11 protein-coding genes are annotated in these 15862 nt (G+C 73.7%); 7 read left to right on the top strand and 4 right to left on the bottom strand.

Translation table 11 applies throughout. The annotated features are described in order from the left end of the window. Positions 1-134 precede the first annotated feature (134 nt). From lon to ACIQ87_RS04310, 3 genes are all read left to right on the top strand, one after another. Entirely contained in the window at positions 135-2549 is a 2415-nt protein-coding gene (lon, locus tag ACIQ87_RS04320; protein ID WP_402401287.1) for an endopeptidase La, read from the top strand. A gap of 110 nt (positions 2550-2659) precedes the next feature. Further along, positions 2660-3229 (top strand): GtrA family protein, encoded by a 570-nt coding sequence (locus ACIQ87_RS04315; RefSeq protein ID WP_402401285.1) that lies wholly within the window; start codon positions 2660-2662, stop codon positions 3227-3229. 66 nt (positions 3230-3295) lie between these two features. Next, a complete protein-coding gene (locus tag ACIQ87_RS04310) occupies positions 3296-4486 on the top strand; it encodes an ROK family protein (protein WP_402401849.1) in 1191 nt (396 codons plus the stop codon). Between the two features lie 119 nt (positions 4487-4605). On the opposite strand, the gene ACIQ87_RS04305 is transcribed toward ACIQ87_RS04310, so the two are convergent. Next, positions 4606-5676, bottom strand: a complete 1071-nt coding sequence (locus ACIQ87_RS04305; protein WP_402401282.1) for a DUF3533 domain-containing protein — start codon at positions 5674-5676, stop codon at positions 4606-4608. A gap of 126 nt (positions 5677-5802) precedes the next feature. On the opposite strand from ACIQ87_RS04305, the gene ACIQ87_RS04300 reads away from it, so the two are divergent. Next, entirely contained in the window at positions 5803-6252 is a 450-nt protein-coding gene (locus ACIQ87_RS04300) for a MarR family winged helix-turn-helix transcriptional regulator (protein ID WP_402401279.1), read from the top strand. Between the two features lie 174 nt (positions 6253-6426). Beyond that, positions 6427-7983, top strand: a complete 1557-nt coding sequence (locus ACIQ87_RS04295; RefSeq protein ID WP_402401277.1) for an MDR family MFS transporter — start codon at positions 6427-6429, stop codon at positions 7981-7983. A 113-nt stretch (positions 7984-8096) separates the two neighbouring features. Here ACIQ87_RS04295 and ACIQ87_RS04290 read toward each other — a convergent pair whose 3' ends face one another. Together ACIQ87_RS04290 and ACIQ87_RS04285 are read right to left on the bottom strand one after the other, a co-directional pair. Then, positions 8097-8351 carry a hypothetical protein gene (locus tag ACIQ87_RS04290; protein ID WP_402401274.1) on the bottom strand — a complete coding sequence of 85 codons (255 nt, stop codon included), beginning with the start codon at positions 8349-8351 and terminating at the stop codon, positions 8097-8099. Positions 8352-8371: 20 nt separating this feature from the next. Then, a complete protein-coding gene (locus tag ACIQ87_RS04285) occupies positions 8372-9550 on the bottom strand; it encodes an anion permease (protein WP_402401272.1) in 1179 nt (392 codons plus the stop codon). A 337-nt stretch (positions 9551-9887) separates the two neighbouring features. Between ACIQ87_RS04285 and ACIQ87_RS04280 the strand changes: the two genes are divergently transcribed. Beyond that, on the top strand, positions 9888-11426 hold the full coding sequence (locus ACIQ87_RS04280) for an NlpC/P60 family protein (RefSeq protein WP_402401269.1): 1539 nt from the start codon (positions 9888-9890) through the stop codon (positions 11424-11426). 72 nt (positions 11427-11498) lie between these two features. Here ACIQ87_RS04280 and ACIQ87_RS04275 read toward each other — a convergent pair whose 3' ends face one another. Beyond that, positions 11499-13778: an FdhF/YdeP family oxidoreductase gene (locus tag ACIQ87_RS04275; RefSeq protein ID WP_402401266.1), complete on the bottom strand. Its 2280-nt coding sequence runs from the start codon at positions 13776-13778 to the stop codon at positions 11499-11501. Positions 13779-13935: 157 nt separating this feature from the next. Between ACIQ87_RS04275 and ACIQ87_RS04270 the strand changes: the two genes are divergently transcribed. Continuing rightward, positions 13936-15798, top strand: a complete 1863-nt coding sequence (locus tag ACIQ87_RS04270; RefSeq protein WP_402401264.1) for a protein kinase — start codon at positions 13936-13938, stop codon at positions 15796-15798. Positions 15799-15862: the final 64 nt, after the last annotated feature.

Here is a 15862-nt window from a genome sequence, read left to right as displayed (position 1 = left end):
TCCTTTTGACGCGGTCGTGGGAAGGGCTTTCCGCACCGATCCCCGTTCGCTCATGGCGAACAGAGTGCCGGGAACATCCGGCGGCCGTCAGGCCTTAGTCAGGTCGACTCAAGTTCGCTGACTGGGGAGAGATCATGGCATCGACGTCCACACCGCTCACCCTGCCCGTGCTGCCGCTCGACGACGAGGTCGTCCTGCCGGGCATGGTGGTCCCGCTGGACCTGAAGGACACCGAGGTGCGCGCCGCGGTCGAGGCCGCCAGGGCCGCCGCCACCGGCGCCGGCAAGCCGCAGGTCCTGCTGGTCCCGCGGGTGGACGGCTCGTACGCGGCGGTCGGCACGCTGGCCACCGTGGAGCAGGTCGGCCGGCTGGCCGACGGCCCCAACACCCTGTTGCAGTCGGCCGCGCTGGTGCGCGCCGTGCGCCGGCTCCGGATCGGGGTCGGCACCACCGGCCCCGGCGCCGCCCTCTGGGTGGAGACCACGCCGTTCCGGGAGTCCTCGGTGGGCACCCCGGTGACCGGCCGGGCCGCCGAGCTGGTCAGGGAGTACAAGGCGCTGTCCACCCAGTGGCTGCGCAAGCGCGGCGCCTGGCAGATCGTCGACCGGGTCGACCGGATCGAGGGCGTCGGCGAGCTCGCCGACAACATCGGCTACGCGCCCTTCGCCACCGCCGAGCAGAAGCTCAAGGTGCTGCTGGAGGCCGACCAGCTCGCCCGTCTGGAGTACGCGCTCACCCTGCTGCGCGACCACCTCGCCGAGGAGGAGGTCAACGACACCATCCGCAAGGACGTCGAGGAGGGCGTGGCCAAGCAGCAGAAGGAGTTCCTGCTCCGCCGCCAGCTGGAGGCCGTCCGCAAGGAGCTGGCCGAGCTGAACGGCGAGGCCGCCGACGAGGACGGCGACTACCGCTCCCGGGTCGAGGCCGCCGGCCTCCCGGAGAAGGTCCGCGAGGCCGCGCTCAAGGAGGTCGACAAGCTGGAGCGCGCCTCCGACCAGTCGCCCGAGGGCTCCTGGATCCGCACCTGGCTGGACACCGTCCTGGAGCTGCCCTGGAACGAGCGCACCGAGGACGCGTACGACATCGCCGGCGCCCGCGCGGTGCTGGACGCCGACCACGCCGGCCTGGCCGACGTGAAGGACCGGATCGTCGAGTACCTGGCCGTCCGCAAGCGCCGGGCCGACCAGGGGCTCGGGCTGGTCGGCGGCCGCCGGGGAGGCGCGGTGCTGGCCCTGGTCGGCCCGCCCGGCGTCGGCAAGACCTCGCTCGGCGAGTCGGTGGCCCGCGCCATGGGCCGCTCCTTCGTCCGGGTCGCGCTCGGCGGCGTCCGGGACGAGGCGGAGATCCGCGGCCACCGGCGCACCTACGTCGGCGCCCAGGCCGGCCGGCTGGTGCGGGCGATCAAGGAGGCCGGCTCGATGAACCCGGTCGTCCTGCTGGACGAGATCGACAAGGTCGGCTCCGACTACCGGGGAGACCCGGCGGCCGCCCTGCTGGAGGTGCTGGACCCGGCGCAGAACCACACCTTCAGGGACCACTACCTGGAGGTCGAGCTCGACCTCTCCGACGTCGTCTTCCTCGCCACCGCCAACGTGCTGGAGGCCATCCCCGAGCCGCTGCTCGACCGGATGGAGCTGGTCCGGCTGGACGGCTACACCGAGGACGAGAAGGTCGTCATCGCCCGGGACCACCTGCTCCCGCGCCAGCTGGAGCGGGCCGGCCTGGGCGGCGAGCAGGTCACCGTGGACGAGTCGGCGCTGCGCGGGCTCGCCGGGGAGTACACCCGGGAGGCGGGCGTCCGGAACCTGGAGCGCTCGATCGCCCGGGTGCTGCGCAAGATCGCCGCGCAGGCCGAGCTGGGCGAGCGCGAGCTGCCCGCCTCCGTCGGCGCGCAGGACCTGCGCGCCCTGATCGGCCGGCCGCACCACGTGCCGGAGTCCGCCCAGGAGTCGGCCGAGCGCCGCACCGCCGTCCCCGGCGTGGCCACCGGCCTCGCGGTGACGGGCGCCGGCGGCGACGTCCTCTACATCGAGGCCTCGCTGGCCGACGCCGAGACCGGCGGCACCGGGCTGACCCTCACCGGGCAGCTGGGCGACGTGATGAAGGAGTCCGCGCACATCGCGCTCTCCTACCTGCGCTCGCGCGGCGCCGAACTGGAGCTGCCGGTCACCTCGCTGCGTGACCGCGGCGTGCACCTGCACATCCCGGCCGGGGCCATCCCCAAGGACGGGCCGAGCGCCGGCATCACCATGACCACGGCGCTGGCCTCGCTGCTCTCCGGCCGCAAGGTGCGCACCGACGTGGCGATGACCGGCGAGGTGTCGCTGACCGGGCGGGTGCTGCCGATCGGCGGGCTGAAGCAGAAGCTGCTGGCCGCCGACCGGGCCGGGATCACCACGGTGATCATCCCCAGGCGCAACGAGGCCGACCTGGACGACGTCCCGGCCGAGGTGCTGGAGCGGCTCGCCGTCCACCCGGTGGCGGACGTGCGGGAGGTGCTGGAGCTGGCGCTGGAGCCGGCCGGGGCCGCGGTGCTGGTGGCCGCCTGACCGGGAGCCCGGGCCGCCGCCGCGGCGGCGGCCCGGGCACCCGGCGCCGGCCCGGGCGGACCGCGGCGGTCTGACGGGCCGACGGCATCCCCGCGTGCGAGACTGCGGAGATGCCGTCACCCACGCAGCGCGTTCTGGCCCGGGTGCCCGACCGGCTGCGCCCCGTCCTGGTGCGGCACCGCCGGCTGGTGAAGTTCCTGCTGGTCGGAAGCGGCTGCTTCGTGCTCACCACGGTGGTCGACTTCGAGCTCAAGCTCACCGTGCTGCAGCACAAGCCGGTGGTCGCGCTGACCGTCGCGACCGTGATCGGCACCGTCGTCTCGTACGTGCTGAACCGCCGCTGGGCCTTCCGGGCCGCCGGCAGACAGCGCGAGGCGCTGATGTTCGTCCTGGTCAGCGCGGTGGCGATCGTCGTCAACGACGTACCGCTGGCGGTCTCCCGGTACCTCCTGGACCTGCGCGAGCCGTACGTCGACCCGGTCGGGCAGGAGGTCGCGGACTTCCTCAGCGGCATGGTCGTCGGCACCGTCGTGGCGATGGTGTTCCGCTACTGGGCGATGCGGCGGTGGGTCTTCGCCCCGTCCGCCCGGACAGCCGCCGTCCAGCCCGTCCCGGCGCCGGCGACGGTGCCCCCGGAACCCGGTTACGCTGCACCCGAGATGCCACGGGACGTGCCGTAGAGGGGCGAGGTGAGCCTTGTGCAGGAGCCGGACCCCGTTCGGACCGCGCCCGCCAGCCAGCAGGGGATGCGCCGGGCCAACCTGGCGCTGGTGCTCGGGACGATCGCGAGCGGACCGCGCTCGCGCGCCGAGGTGGCCGCCGGGACGGGGCTGACCAGAGCCGCCGTCTCCTCCCTCGCCGAACAGCTGATCGCCGCCGGCCTGGTGGTCGAGGAGGGTCCCGCCGCGCCCAGCGGCAAGGTCGGCCGCCCCGGCACCGCGCTCGGCCTCAACCCGGCCGGGCCCGGCGGACTCGGGGCCGAGATCGGGGTGCGGCACCTGGGCGCCTGCGTGGTCGACCTGCGCGGGGAGGTCCGCGCCTGGCGGCGCCGGGAGGTCTCCAACCACGGCCGCGAGCCCGCCGTCGTGATGGCCGAGCTCGCCCACCTGCTGCACGAGGCCGTCGCCGCGTCGGGGCTGCGCCCGGCCGGACTCACCCTGGCCGTGCCCGGGCTGGTCGGCGGCTCCGGCGGGGTGCTCCGGCGGGCCGCCAACCTCGGCTGGCAGGACGTCCCGCTGGCCGCCGCGCTGCGCCCGGCGCTGCGGGCGGCCGGGGCGGGCCCGGTCGGGGACGGCCTGGCCGAGCTGCCGATCGAGGCGGACAACGAGGCCAACCTCGGCGGACTGGCCGAGCGCTGGCTGGGCGAGGGCCCGGAGGACTTCCTGTACGTCTCCGCGGAGGCCGGGGTCGGTGCGGCGATCGTGGTCGGCGGCCGGCTGCTGCGCGGGGCCGGCGGCTACGCCGGCGAGTTCGGCCACGTGCCGGTCCACCCGGACGGACCCCCCTGCGCCTGCGGGGCGCACGGCTGCCTGGAGCAGTACGCGGGCGAGGCGGCGGTGCTGCGGGCGGCCGGCCTGACCGGAGCCCGGGGCGACTGGGTGACGCTGCTCGCCGACCGCGCCGGGACCGGGGACACGGCCGCCCTCGCGGCGCTGGCCGGGGCCGGTGCGGCGCTCGGCACCGCGGCCGCCGGCGCGGTCAACCTGCTGGACCCGGCCGAGGTGGTGCTGGGCGGCGGCTACGCCCGGCTGGCGCCCTGGCTGCTGCCCGCGATGCGGGCTGAACTGACCGCCCGGGTGGCGGTGCGGCCCTGGTCCGGGGACCGGCTGACGGTCTCCCGGCTGGGCCGGCGGGGCCCGTTGCTGGGCGCGGCGGCGCGGGTCGTCCGGGCCGTCCTGGCCGACCCGGGAACGCTCGGGGCGGGCACGGGGGCCTGAAACGCGGGGCCTGGAACGCGGAGGCAGGGAACGCGGGGCCTCGGCACGCGGGGCCCGGAAAGCGTCCGAGCCCCCGGCCGTGGCGGCCGGGGGCTCGGTGACGATCAGTGGCGGGCGGCTCAGGCCTTGGCCACGGCCTCGGTCCCGTTCTCGGCCTCCTCGGAGACCAGCTCGCGGCCGCCGGAGCGCGGGCCGCGCAGCACGGCCAGCAGGGCGACGCCGATGCCGATCAGCGCCCAGACCACCATGACCAGGATCGGCATCCCCAGGTTGGTGGAGCCGAAGTAGGCGATCGACTTGGTGGCGGTGGTGCCGGCGCCGTTCGGGAGCCAGGAGCCGATCGCCCGCCAGAACGGCGGCGTCATCGGAGCCGGGTACACCCCGCCCGCGCTGGGGTTGCCGAGCACCACGAAGATCAGCACCGCGACGCCGATGCCGAGGATGTCGAACATGCACTGCAGGGCCATGGTGAACGCGCCGACCGTGAACACCACCAGGGCGCCGATGGCGCTCAGGGCGAGCACCGAGCCCGGCAGGGCGTCGAGCACCGGCCCGGCGATCATCGTGCCGAGGGCGCCGGCCCCGATCGAGTACACCGCGAGGACGCCGAGACGGATCAGCAGGCGGTGGACGTTGGCCGGCTTGGAGCCCGCGCTGATGCCGAGGATCGAGGCGACCAGGTAGCCGCCGACGCACCAGCCGATCACCAGGTAGAAGGCGGAGAGGCCGTTGTTGTCGCCCTTGGCGAGCGGCACCACGTCCTGGACCTTGACCGTACGGCCCTGGCTCTGGTCGATCGCGGTGGTGATGCTCTCGGCGGCCTTGGCGGCGGCGGTGCCGCGGGCGTTGCCCACCAGCAGGGTGTCCTGGGTGGAGGTCGGGTCCACGACCAGCGCGGCGTAGAGCTTCTGGTCCTTGATCTGCTGGATCGCCGTCTCGGCGTCCGGCGCGGTGACGGCCCGGACGGCGTCGTTCGGCACCGACTCCAGGGCGCCGACCAGCTTCGGGGTGACCTGCGGCGGGGCGACCACCGCGATGGAGAGGTTCTGCGGGGTCGGCTTGTGCAGCGCCCCGATGTAGGAGGTGATGAAGCCGAGCTGGAGCAGCAGCACGCCGATCACGAGCAGTGCCGCGCGCGGGGTGACCGCACTCTTCAGTTCGGCGACGAAACCCTGCCCCGGGGCTGCCATCCACATCTCCTTGCGTAACGGGGAAAAACGGTCCTTCCAGAACCGATACTTCATACCATGAAGTAGTTGGCTTGTCGCACCGGCCGCGCCGGATCGTGGCCGGTGCCACTGCGCGATACTGGCGCGGTGAGCGACGAGGAAGCCCTGGTGGCGGTGGAGCGCGAGGTCGCGCTGATGTTCCGGCGGGGCCGGGCCAGAGTGGCGGAACTCTCACGGCGGGTGCACCCCGGACTGGAGGGGATGGCGTACAGCCTGCTCGGCTACATCGAGCAGGCCGGGCCGGTGCGGGTGACCGACGTCGGCGTGCACTTCTCGATCGGCAAGGCGACGGTGAGCCGGCAGATCCGGACGCTGGAGGAACTGGGCCTGGTGGCCCGGGAGACGGATCCGCTGGACCGCCGGTCCGCGCTGGTCTCGCTCACCGGGGACGGGCGGCGGCGCTACCTGGCCGCGCAGGACGTCCGGATGCGGCGGGTGCGCGAGGTGATGGGCGGCTGGTCACCGGAGGACGTGAGCCGCTTCGCGGAGCTGCTGCACCGCTTCAACGACGTGCTGGAGGACCCGCCGGCCGAGTGACCGTGGCGGAGGAAGCCGTTCCGAGGCGGTCGTCGGCGGCGTGAGCGGGGCCCGCACCCGCGGGCTTTACTTGCCCTTGAAGAAAGTTGCCTAATTCAACCATCTCGTCTTATGGTTGCTTACGGCAACGAAATTTCATGATCCGCGTATCCCGCGCCTCGCCGAAGGATCCAGATGACCGTGACCACCGAGGCCGCGAGCGGAACCGCCGCCGCGGCCGACAGTCAACAGATGACGCACCGGCAGGTGATGGAGGCGCTCTCCGGCCTGCTGCTCGGCCTCTTCGTGGCCGTGCTCTCCTCGACCGTCGTCTCCAACGCCCTGCCGCACATCCTGGCCGACCTGCACGGCGGCCAGTCCGCCTACACCTGGGTGATCACCGCGGCCCTGCTCAGCCTCACCGCCTCCACCCCGATCTGGGGCAAGCTCTCCGACCTCGTCAGCAAGAAGCTGCTGCTCCAGATCGCGCTGCTGATCTACATCGGCACCTCAGCGCTGGCCGGCCTCTCGCAGAACACCGGCGAGCTGATCGCCTGCCGCGCGCTCCAGGGCATCGGCGCCGGCGGTGTCGTGGCGCTCGGCCAGATCTGCCTGGCCGCGATGGTCCCGGCGCGCGAGCGCGGCCGCTACAGCGGCTACTTCGGCGCGGTCTTCGCGCTCGCCACCATCGGCGGGCCGCTGATCGGCGGCGTCATCGTGGACACCTCCTGGCTGGGCTGGCGCTGGTGCTTCTACGTCGGCATCCCGTTCGCGCTGGTCGCGATCCTGGTGGTGCAGCGCACCCTCAAGCTGCCGGTGGTCAAGCGCCAGGCGAAGATCGACTACCTGGGCGCGCTGGTCATCACCGCCTCGGTCAGCCTGCTGATGATCTGGATCACCCTGGCCGGCAAGAACTACGCCTGGCTGTCCTGGCAGACCGCGGCCATGGTCGGCGGCGGCGTCCTGCTGGGCGCCCTGGCCATCGTGATCGAGCGCCGCGCCGCCGAGCCGATCATCCCGCCGAGCCTCTTCCGCCACCGCACCGTCACCCTGGCCGCGATCGCCAGCGTGCTGGTCGGCGTCGGGATGTACGGCGCGACCACCTTCCTCAGCCAGTACTTCCAGCTGGCCCGCGCCAAGTCCCCGACGATGGCCGGCCTGATGACCCTGCCGATGATCCTCGGCCTGGCGGTCTCCTCGGCGGTCGCCGGCCGGCTGATCACCAAGTACGGCAAGTGGAAGGCCTACCTGGTCTCCGGCACCGCGCTGCTCGCCCTCGGCTTCGGCCTGCTCGGCACCGCCCGGGCCGACACCGACTACGTGCTGCTCTCCGTCTACATGGCGATCACCGGCGTCGGCCTCGGTCTGACCAGCCAGAACCTGGTGCTCGCGGTGCAGAACACGGTGCCCCGGCACGAGCTCGGCGCGGCCAGCTCGGTGGTCACCTTCTTCCGCACCATGGGCGGCGCGATGGGCGTCTCCGCGCTCGGCGCGCTGATGACCAACAAGGTCGGCCACTACCTGGCCGAGAACCTGGCCGCCGCGCACGTCCCGGCGTCGCCCGCGGCCTCCGGCGGCGGCATCCCGGACCTGGCCAAGCTGCCGGCCCCGATCGTGCCGCTGGTGACGGACGCCTTCGGTCACGGCGTCGGCACCGTCTTCCTGTGGGCCGCCCCGTTCGCGGCGCTGGCCTTCGTCACCGTGCTGTTCATCCGGGAGACCGCGCTGAAGACCACCACCCAGGAGGGCTGACCGGCCGGCGGGACCGACCGGCCGTCGGGATACGCGAACGGGCCGGGGAGTGTGGAGACACTCCCCGGCCCGTTCTGTCGCGTCCGGCCGGTCAGCCGCGTCCGGCCGTGCGGTCAGTGACCGGCGATCAGCGACAGCCCGTAGAGGACGACCCCGCCGCAGAGCGCGAAGCAGACGCACGCGCCGGCCAGGGCGAGCCTGCCGCCGCCCGCGGCCCCCGCGGTGCCCCCGTTCTCACGGGCGGCGCTCAGCGCGGTCTCGCGCCGGGACAGCGCCAGGATGCCGAGCGCGAAGACGGTGACCACGGCGACGGTGATGCCGAAGCTGACCCCGGCGGTCTGGGCCAGGGCGTTCCACTTGATGTGCATGGTGAGTGTCCTCGGTCCGCTCAGGCCGCGACGGTGGTCGAGGCGGGGGTGGGGGCGTTCGCGGTACCGGCCGGTGCGACCTCGACCGGGGTGACGTCGACGTCGTTGACGTTGTCCGCGCCGACCGGCTGGCGGCGGGAGATCAGCCACATCGCGCCGGCGCCGGCCACCAGCACGGCGCCGACCAGGGCGACGCCCCAGCTGCCCTGCTCGGCCAGCAGGGCAGCGCCGCCGGAGACCACGGCGGCGGCCGGCAGGGTCAGGCCCCAGGTGTAGACCATGCGGCGGACCAGGCTCCAGCGCAGCTCGCCCTTCGGGCCGCCGAGGCCGGCGCCCATGATGCCACCGGAGCAGACCTGGGTGGTGGAGAGGCCGAAGCCCATGTGCGAGGAGGTCAGGATGACGGTCGCGGCGGCCGACTCGGAGGCGAAGCCCTGCGGCGGGCGGATGTCCGCCAGGCCCTTGCCCATCGAGCGGATGATGCGCCAGCCGCCCATGTAGGTGCCGAGCGCGATCGCGGCGCCCGCGGAGACGATCACCCAGGTGGGGGGCAGCGCGCCGTGCGGCAGGGCGCCGACCGAGACCAGGGTCAGGGTGATGATGCCCATCGTCTTCTGGGCGTCGTTGGTGCCGTGCGCGAGCGAGATCAGCGAGGAGGAGAAGACCTGGCCGGTCTTGAAGCCCTTCTCGGTGGCCGCGGTGTCGCCCTTGCGGGTGATCAGGTACGCCATCTTGGTGGCGCCCCAGGAGGCCAGGCCGGCGACGAACGGCGAGGCGACGGCCGGGATGAGGATCTTGGTGACCACGGTGTCGAAGTTGACGCCGTTCATGCCGACCCCGACGACCGTGGCGCCGATCAGGCCGCCGTACAGGGCGTGCGAGGAGCTGGACGGCAGGCCGCGCAGCCAGGTCAGCAGGTTCCAGAGGATCGCTCCGGCCAGTGCGGCGAAGATGATCTCGGGGTGGACTCCGGCCTTCTCGTTGACGATGCCGCCGGAGATGGTGGTGGCGACCTTCACGGACAGGAACGCGCCCGCGAAGTTGAGCAGGGCCGCGATGGTGACCGCGACCTTCGGACGAAGGGCTCCGGTCGCGATCGCGGTGGCGGCCGCGTTGGCGGTGTCGTGGAACCCGTTGGTGAAGTCGAAGGCGAGCGCCGTGATGATCACAACGGCCACCAGGAACGAGATGTGTTCCATACCCAAACAATCGTCGTAGTTGTCGCACGGACGTTGATGACGTCGCGACCGTAAGTCTGCTTGGTAAACGGAAGGTGAACTGGACCGGGAATCGTGGTTCTGATGGTTGACTCGCGGTGACCATTGCCTTTCGTCGGAGTGACATCGGCCGCGCTGAGCTGGACTTCAGCGAAGAACGCACCGGTTCGACCCGGTTTGCTGAGAGCTGTCTCACAGATCAATCGAGAATTAACCTCCCAGTCCGCCCGCGCCCTGTTTCCGGCGAGTAACCCGTGGGAGGATCTGCGGGATCCGGGTACCCGGGACAGGGGCAGTGCGCGGCGGGGAGGGCCAGGTCATGGGCGGGGCGGGACAGAGAGCGGAGACGGCACGCGTACGGCCCTGGGTACGGGCGGCGCTGCGCTGCGGAGCCGTCCTCGCGGCCGCGGCGCTCGCACTGCCGGTGGGCGCCCAGGCCGCCTGGGCCGCACCCGACCCGGGCACCGGCCAGGTCGCCGCCGACGCGGACCCGCTCGCCGCCGCCAAGGCCACCCTCGGCCCGCTGCTCGACCAGCTGCACGCGCTCTACCAGGGCGCCGAGGCCGCGACCGAGCAGTACAACGGCGCCGTCGCCAAGGTCGCGGAGCAGCAGACCTCGCTCACCGACCTCCAGGGCCGGCTGGACCGCCAGCAGAAGCAGGTCGACGCCGGCACCGACATCGCCTCCCAGCTCGCCGCCGCGCAGTACCGCAACGGGGCCGCCTCGGCCTACGCCGAGCTGCTGCTCTCCAAGGACCCGTACGAGGCGGTCGTCATCGCCGAGCTGCTGGCCTCGGCCAGCCGCTCCCAGTCGGAGTTCCTGGACAAGCTGAAGAGCGACCGGGACGAGCTGGACGGGCTGAGGAAGCAGAACGAGGAGGCGCTGAAGACCTCGCAGACGCTGGTCGCCCAGCAGGACGCGGCCAAGGCCAAGGCCGCCGCCGACCTCGCCTCGGTCGAGCAGGTGGTCTCCTCGCTGACCGGCGCCCAGCGGGCCGAGCTGGAGCAGCTGGAGAAGGCCAAGGCGGACGAGGCGCAGCTCGCGTTCCTCGCCTCCGGGGCGCTCGGCAAGGGGGAGCGCACGCCCTCGCTGCAGGGGCGCGGGGCCGTGGCCTTCGCGCTGGCGCAGCTGGGCAAGCCGTACCTGTGGGGCGGCACCGGCCCGGGCGCCTACGACTGCTCCGGCCTCACCTCGCAGGCCTGGCTGCACGCCGGCAAGCCGATCCCGCGCACCAGCCAGGAGCAGTGGGCGCAGCTGCCGCACGTGGCGCTCAACCAGCTGCGGCCCGGTGACCTGGTGATCTACTTCCAGGACGCCTCGCACGTCGGGATGTACATCGGCGGCGGGCTGATCGTGCAGGCGCCGCGGCCCGGGGCGTTCATCAAGATCTCGCCGGTCGGTTCCATGCCGATCCTCGGGGCCGTCCGGCCCGACCCGTCCGGCACGGCGGACGACGCCGGCGGCGCGTGGAAGGTGCCGGACCTCCCGGCGGGCTGGGACTCCGTCACGCCGATCGCGCCGAGCCCGGCCAACCAGGTGCCGGCCCCGCCGGCCCCGGGCGGAGCGGTGACGCCGCCGGTCGTGCCGGGCACGCCGACCGACCCGGCCACTCCGGGCGGGGCGGGTACGCCGACCGACCCGGCCACGCCGACCGCGCCCTCGACCGGCACGCCGACCGGGCCGGGCACCCCGACGCCGACCCCGACCGGGACACCGGGCACCCCGAGCGGGACCGGCACGCCCACCCCGACCGGGACGGGCACCCCGACGGAGGGCCCGAGCGGCACCGGCTCGGCGACCGCCTCGGCCCCGGGCAGCGCGACCGCCACGCTGCCGCTGGGCACCCCGACGCACTGACCGGCCCACCGGGCCGGTACGAAGGCCGCCCCACGTCCGATGACGTGGGGCGGCCTTCGCGTTCGTTCGGAGTCAGGCGCCGCTGTCGGGGGCGAAGCGGATCACGACGGCCTTGGAGGTGGGGGTGTTGCTGACGTCGGCCGTGGAGTCGAGCGGCACCAGGACGTTGGTCTCGGGGTAGTAGGCCGCCGCGCCGCCGCGGGCGACGGGGTAGTGGACGACCCGGAAGTGCGGGGCGCGGCGCTCCACGCCGTCGCTCCACTCGCTGACCAGGTCGACGTACAGGCCGTCGGCGAGCCCGAGTTCGGCGGCGTCCGCGGGGTTGACCAGGACCACCCGGCGGCCGCCCTTGATGCCGCGGTAGCGGTCGTCGAGGCCGTAGATCGTGGTGTTGTACTGGTCGTGCGAGCGCAGGGTCTGGAGCAGCAGCCGGCCCGGCGGTACCTCGGGGGCGGTCAGCGGGTTGACGGAGAAGTTGGCCTTCCCGGTCGCGGTCGGGAAGGTGCGGGAGTCGCGGGGGCCGTGCGGCAGGGTGAAGCCGCCGGGGCGGCGGACCTTCTCGTTGTAGTCCTCGAAGCCGGGGACGACGCGGGCGATCCGCTCCCGCAGGGTGTCGTAGTCCTCGGCGAAGTCCTCCCACGGCACGGTGTCCTGCGGCCCGAGCACGCCGCGGGCGAGCCGGCAGACGATCGTGGTCTCGGAGAGCAGGCCGGGTGCGGGCGGGCGCAGGCCGCCGCGCGAGGCGTGCACCTGGCCCATCGAGTCCTCGACGCTGACGAACTGGGCGCCGCGCGAGGTGACGTCCTTGTCGGTGCGGCCCAGGGTGGGCAGGATCAGGGCGCGGGCGCCGGTGACCACGTGCGAGCGGTTGAGCTTGGTGGACACGTGGACGGTCAGCCGGCAGCGGCGCATCGCGGCCTCGGTGACCTCGGTGTCCGGGGTGGCCGCGACGAAGTTGCCGCCCATCGCGAAGAAGACCTTGACCCTGCCGTCGCGCATCGCGCGGATGGTGTCCACCGAGTCGAGGCCGTGCTCGCGCGGCGGCTCGAAGCCGAACTCCCCGCCCAGCGCGTCCAGGAAGGCGGTGGTGGGGCGCTCGAAGATGCCCATCGTCCGGTCGCCCTGGACGTTGCTGTGCCCGCGCACCGGGCAGACCCCGGCGCCGGGGCGGCCGACGTTTCCGCGCAGCAGCAGGAAGTTGACCACCTCGCGGATGGTCGGCACGGCGTGCTTGTGCTGGGTGAGGCCCATCGCCCAGCAGACGATGATCTTCTCGGACTTCAGTACCAGCCGGCCGAGCTCCTCGATCTGCTCCCAGGGCAGGCCGGTCGCGGCGAGCACCTCGGCGCGGTCGGTCGTCCGGGCCTGGGCCTCGAACTCCTCGAAGCCGTGGCAGTGTTCGGCGACGAAATCGCGGTCGACGCCGTCCCGCTCCAGGACGATCCGGTTCAGCGCGCGGAACAGCGCGAGGTCGCCGCCGAGCCGGATCTGCAGGAAGAGGTCGGTCAGCTTGGTGCCGTGGCCGACCAGGCCGCGCGCCTGCTGCGGGTTCTTGAACCGCTCCAGGCCCGCCTCCGGCAGCGGGTTGACGCTGACGATGGTGGCGCCGGCCCGCTTGGCGCGCTCCAGCGCGGAGAGCATCCGGGGGTGGTTGGTGCCCGGGTTCTGGCCCGCCACGATGATCAGGTCGGCCTGGTAGAGGTCCTTCAGGCTGACGCTGCCCTTGCCGACGCCGAGCGTCTCGGTGAGCGCCGAACCGGAGGACTCGTGGCACATGTTGGAGCAGTCCGGCAGGTTGTTGGTGCCGAGCCGGCGGGCGAACAGCTGGTACGCGAACGCGGCCTCGTTGCTGGTCCGGCCGGAGGTGTAGAAGGCGGCGCCGTCCGGGGTGTCCAGGGCCTTCAGTTCCTCGGCCACCAGCGCGAAGGCCTCGTCCCAGGAGACCGGCCGGTAGTGGGTGGCGCCCTCGTCCAGCAGCATCGGCTGGGTGAGCCGGCCCTGCTGGCCGAGCCAGTAGCCGGAGCGCTCGGCCAGGTCGGCGACCGGGTGGGCGGCGAAGAACTCGGCGCGGACGCGCCGCTCGGTGGCCTCCTCGGCGACGGCCTTGGCGCCGTTCTCGCAGAACTCGGCGGTGTGGGTCTTGTCCGGCTCCGGCCAGGCGCAGCCGGGGCAGTCGAAACCGTTCGGCTGGTTGACCTTGAGCAGGGTGGCCAGGGTGCGGCGGGCGCCCATCTGCTCGGTGGCCATCCGCAGGCTGTGGCCGACGGCGGGCAGCCCGGCGGCCGCGTGCTGGGGCGCGGACACCTCGGGGGCGTCCTGGGCCGGGTCGCTCTGCGGGGCCTGCTTGGCCATGGCCGCTCTCCTCGGGCTGCTGGTTCGGGCCGCCGCACCGTCGCGGGGCTCACCGTCCATCCTTCCACCTGCCGCTTGAGAGGGGGAGGGCCGTCTCCGTCGCGGGGGGCGCGCCGTCGGTAGAGTCTGGGCGTCATGGTGGGAGGGGAGAGGGCGCGTGCGAGTCGGGGACGTCCTGGACGGCCGGTACGAGCTGGTGGAGAAGCTCGGGCAGGGCGGGTTCGGGGTGGTGTGGCGGGCCCAGGACACCCGGATGGGGCGGCCGGTGGCGGTCAAGGTCATCGGGCACCACGGCGGTGACCGGGCGAAGGCCGCGCTGCGGTTCGTCCGGGAGGCCGGCGCGGCCGGCAACCTCTCGCACCCGCACATCGTCACGGTGCACGACCTCGGGCAGTGCGAGCTCGACGGCGAGGAGGTCACCTACCTGGTGATGGAGCTGCTCACCGGCCGCACCCTCACCGAGGTGCTGCGGGCGGGGGTGCCCGGGCCGGCGCTCAGCCTGCGCTGGGGGCGGCAGATCAGCGGCGCGCTGGCGGCGGCGCACGACGCGGGCATGGTGCACCGGGACATCAAGCCGGACAACGTGATGATCACCGACGCCGGGCACCTGAAGGTGCTGGACTTCGGCATCGCCCAGCTGGACACCGGCGCGGGCGGGCTGACCACCACCGGGACGATCGTCGGCAGTCCGGCGTACATGGCGCCCGAGCGCTGGACCGGCGGCCGGGTGGACGGGCGGGCGGACCTCTACGCGCTCGGCTGCGTCCTGGTCGAACTCTTCACCGGGGCACAGCCGTTCGGCGGGGACTCGACGCCGGTGCTGATGTACCGGCACCTCAACGAGGTGCCGCCGCCGCTGGACCCGGCGCAGTTCGGGCTGCCGCCGCAGGTGGCCGGGCTGGTCGCGGAGCTGCTGGCGAAGGACCCGGCGTCCCGGCCGGCCGACGCCCGTACGGTCGAGCGGCGGCTCGCCGAGCTGGCGGGGTGGCAGGGCGGCCAGGCGGTGGCGCCGGTGCCCGTGCCGACGGTGGTGGAACGCCCAGCGCCGCCCGTGCCGCCACCGCCGAGCGCCCCACCGCCGAGCGCCCCGCCGGTCGTGCCCCCGCCGGTCGTGCCGCCGGTCGTGCCCGCGCCGGTCGTGCCGCCCGTCGTCCCGTCGGCGCCGCCCGTCTCCTCGGTGCTGCCGCCGCTGACCACGCCGCCGGTGACGGCCACGCCGCCGGCCGGGTCGGTACGGGCCGCGCTGGGCGAGCGCCGCTCGGCCGCGTACCGGGCGGCGACCGCCGGCGAGTCGGCGGTACTGCTGCAGGCCGTCGCCCAGGAGTGCGTGACCGCGCTCGGCGCGAGCGACCGGGACACCCTGTGCACCTGGCGGGACTTCGCCTGGTACCTCAGCCGGACCGGTGACCTGGACGGCGCGATCCGGCTGCTGACCGCCCTGGTGGCCGACATGCGCGCGGCCCTCGGCCCGATCGACCCGGACACCCTCGGCGCCCGCTACCACCTGGTCTGGTGCGTCGGCGAGAGCGGTGCGCCCGTCACCACGGTCCGGCTGATGAACGAGCTGCTGCCCGACCTGCACGCCGCCTGGGGCCCGTACGACTCGCGGGTCCTGAAGGCCCGGCACGACCTCGCGCTGCACCACGCCAACCGGGGCGACCTCCAGGGCGCGGTGATCCAGCTGCACGGGCTGCTGCCGGACCTCGCCCGGGTACTGGGCGAGCACCACCCGAGCACCGCGCAGGCCTGGCAGGACCTGGCCGGCTACCAGCAGCAGCTGGCCCAGGTCGGCCGCAAGGGGCCGGGGCCGCGCCGCCGGACCCCGCGGATGAGCCCGATGGAGGCGCTGGTGCTGGTGCGGCGGCTGCGGGTGTGGGACTTCGCCACCGACGCGCAGGCCCGGGCCTGCATGGACGCCCTGGACCGGGGGATCGGCCTGAAGGGCGTCGCGGACGTGGTGTTCGAGGCCCCGGACCACGTCTCGGACGAGGACCTGGTGGAGGAGATCTTCGGCGCCTGAGTGCTCCCCGGTGCCCGGGCGCCGATGCCATGGAACTCACGGCGCTCACGGCGCTCATGGCGCT

Origin of the sequence: Kitasatospora sp. NPDC096204, from assembly GCF_044763205.1 — a bacterium.
GTDB lineage: Bacteria > Actinomycetota > Actinomycetes > Streptomycetales > Streptomycetaceae > Kitasatospora.
Note: the sequence above shows the minus strand (reverse complement) of the source record. Positions and strands in the feature narration are given on the sequence as shown.

Coding starts and splice junctions, on each gene's coding strand:
- lon (WP_402401287.1), top strand. CDS start 135: ATGGCATCGACGTCCACACCGCTCACCCTGCCCGTGCTGCCGCTCGAC.
- ACIQ87_RS04315 (WP_402401285.1), top strand. CDS start 2,660: ATGCCGTCACCCACGCAGCGCGTTCTGGCCCGGGTGCCCGACCGGCTG.
- ACIQ87_RS04310 (WP_402401849.1), top strand. CDS start 3,296: ATGCGCCGGGCCAACCTGGCGCTGGTGCTCGGGACGATCGCGAGCGGA.
- ACIQ87_RS04305 (WP_402401282.1), bottom strand. CDS start 5,676: ATGGCAGCCCCGGGGCAGGGTTTCGTCGCCGAACTGAAGAGTGCGGTC.
- ACIQ87_RS04295 (WP_402401277.1), top strand. CDS start 6,427: ATGACCGTGACCACCGAGGCCGCGAGCGGAACCGCCGCCGCGGCCGAC.
- ACIQ87_RS04290 (WP_402401274.1), bottom strand. CDS start 8,351: ATGCACATCAAGTGGAACGCCCTGGCCCAGACCGCCGGGGTCAGCTTC.
- ACIQ87_RS04285 (WP_402401272.1), bottom strand. CDS start 9,550: ATGGAACACATCTCGTTCCTGGTGGCCGTTGTGATCATCACGGCGCTC.
- ACIQ87_RS04280 (WP_402401269.1), top strand. CDS start 9,888: ATGGGCGGGGCGGGACAGAGAGCGGAGACGGCACGCGTACGGCCCTGG.
- ACIQ87_RS04275 (WP_402401266.1), bottom strand. CDS start 13,778: ATGGCCAAGCAGGCCCCGCAGAGCGACCCGGCCCAGGACGCCCCCGAG.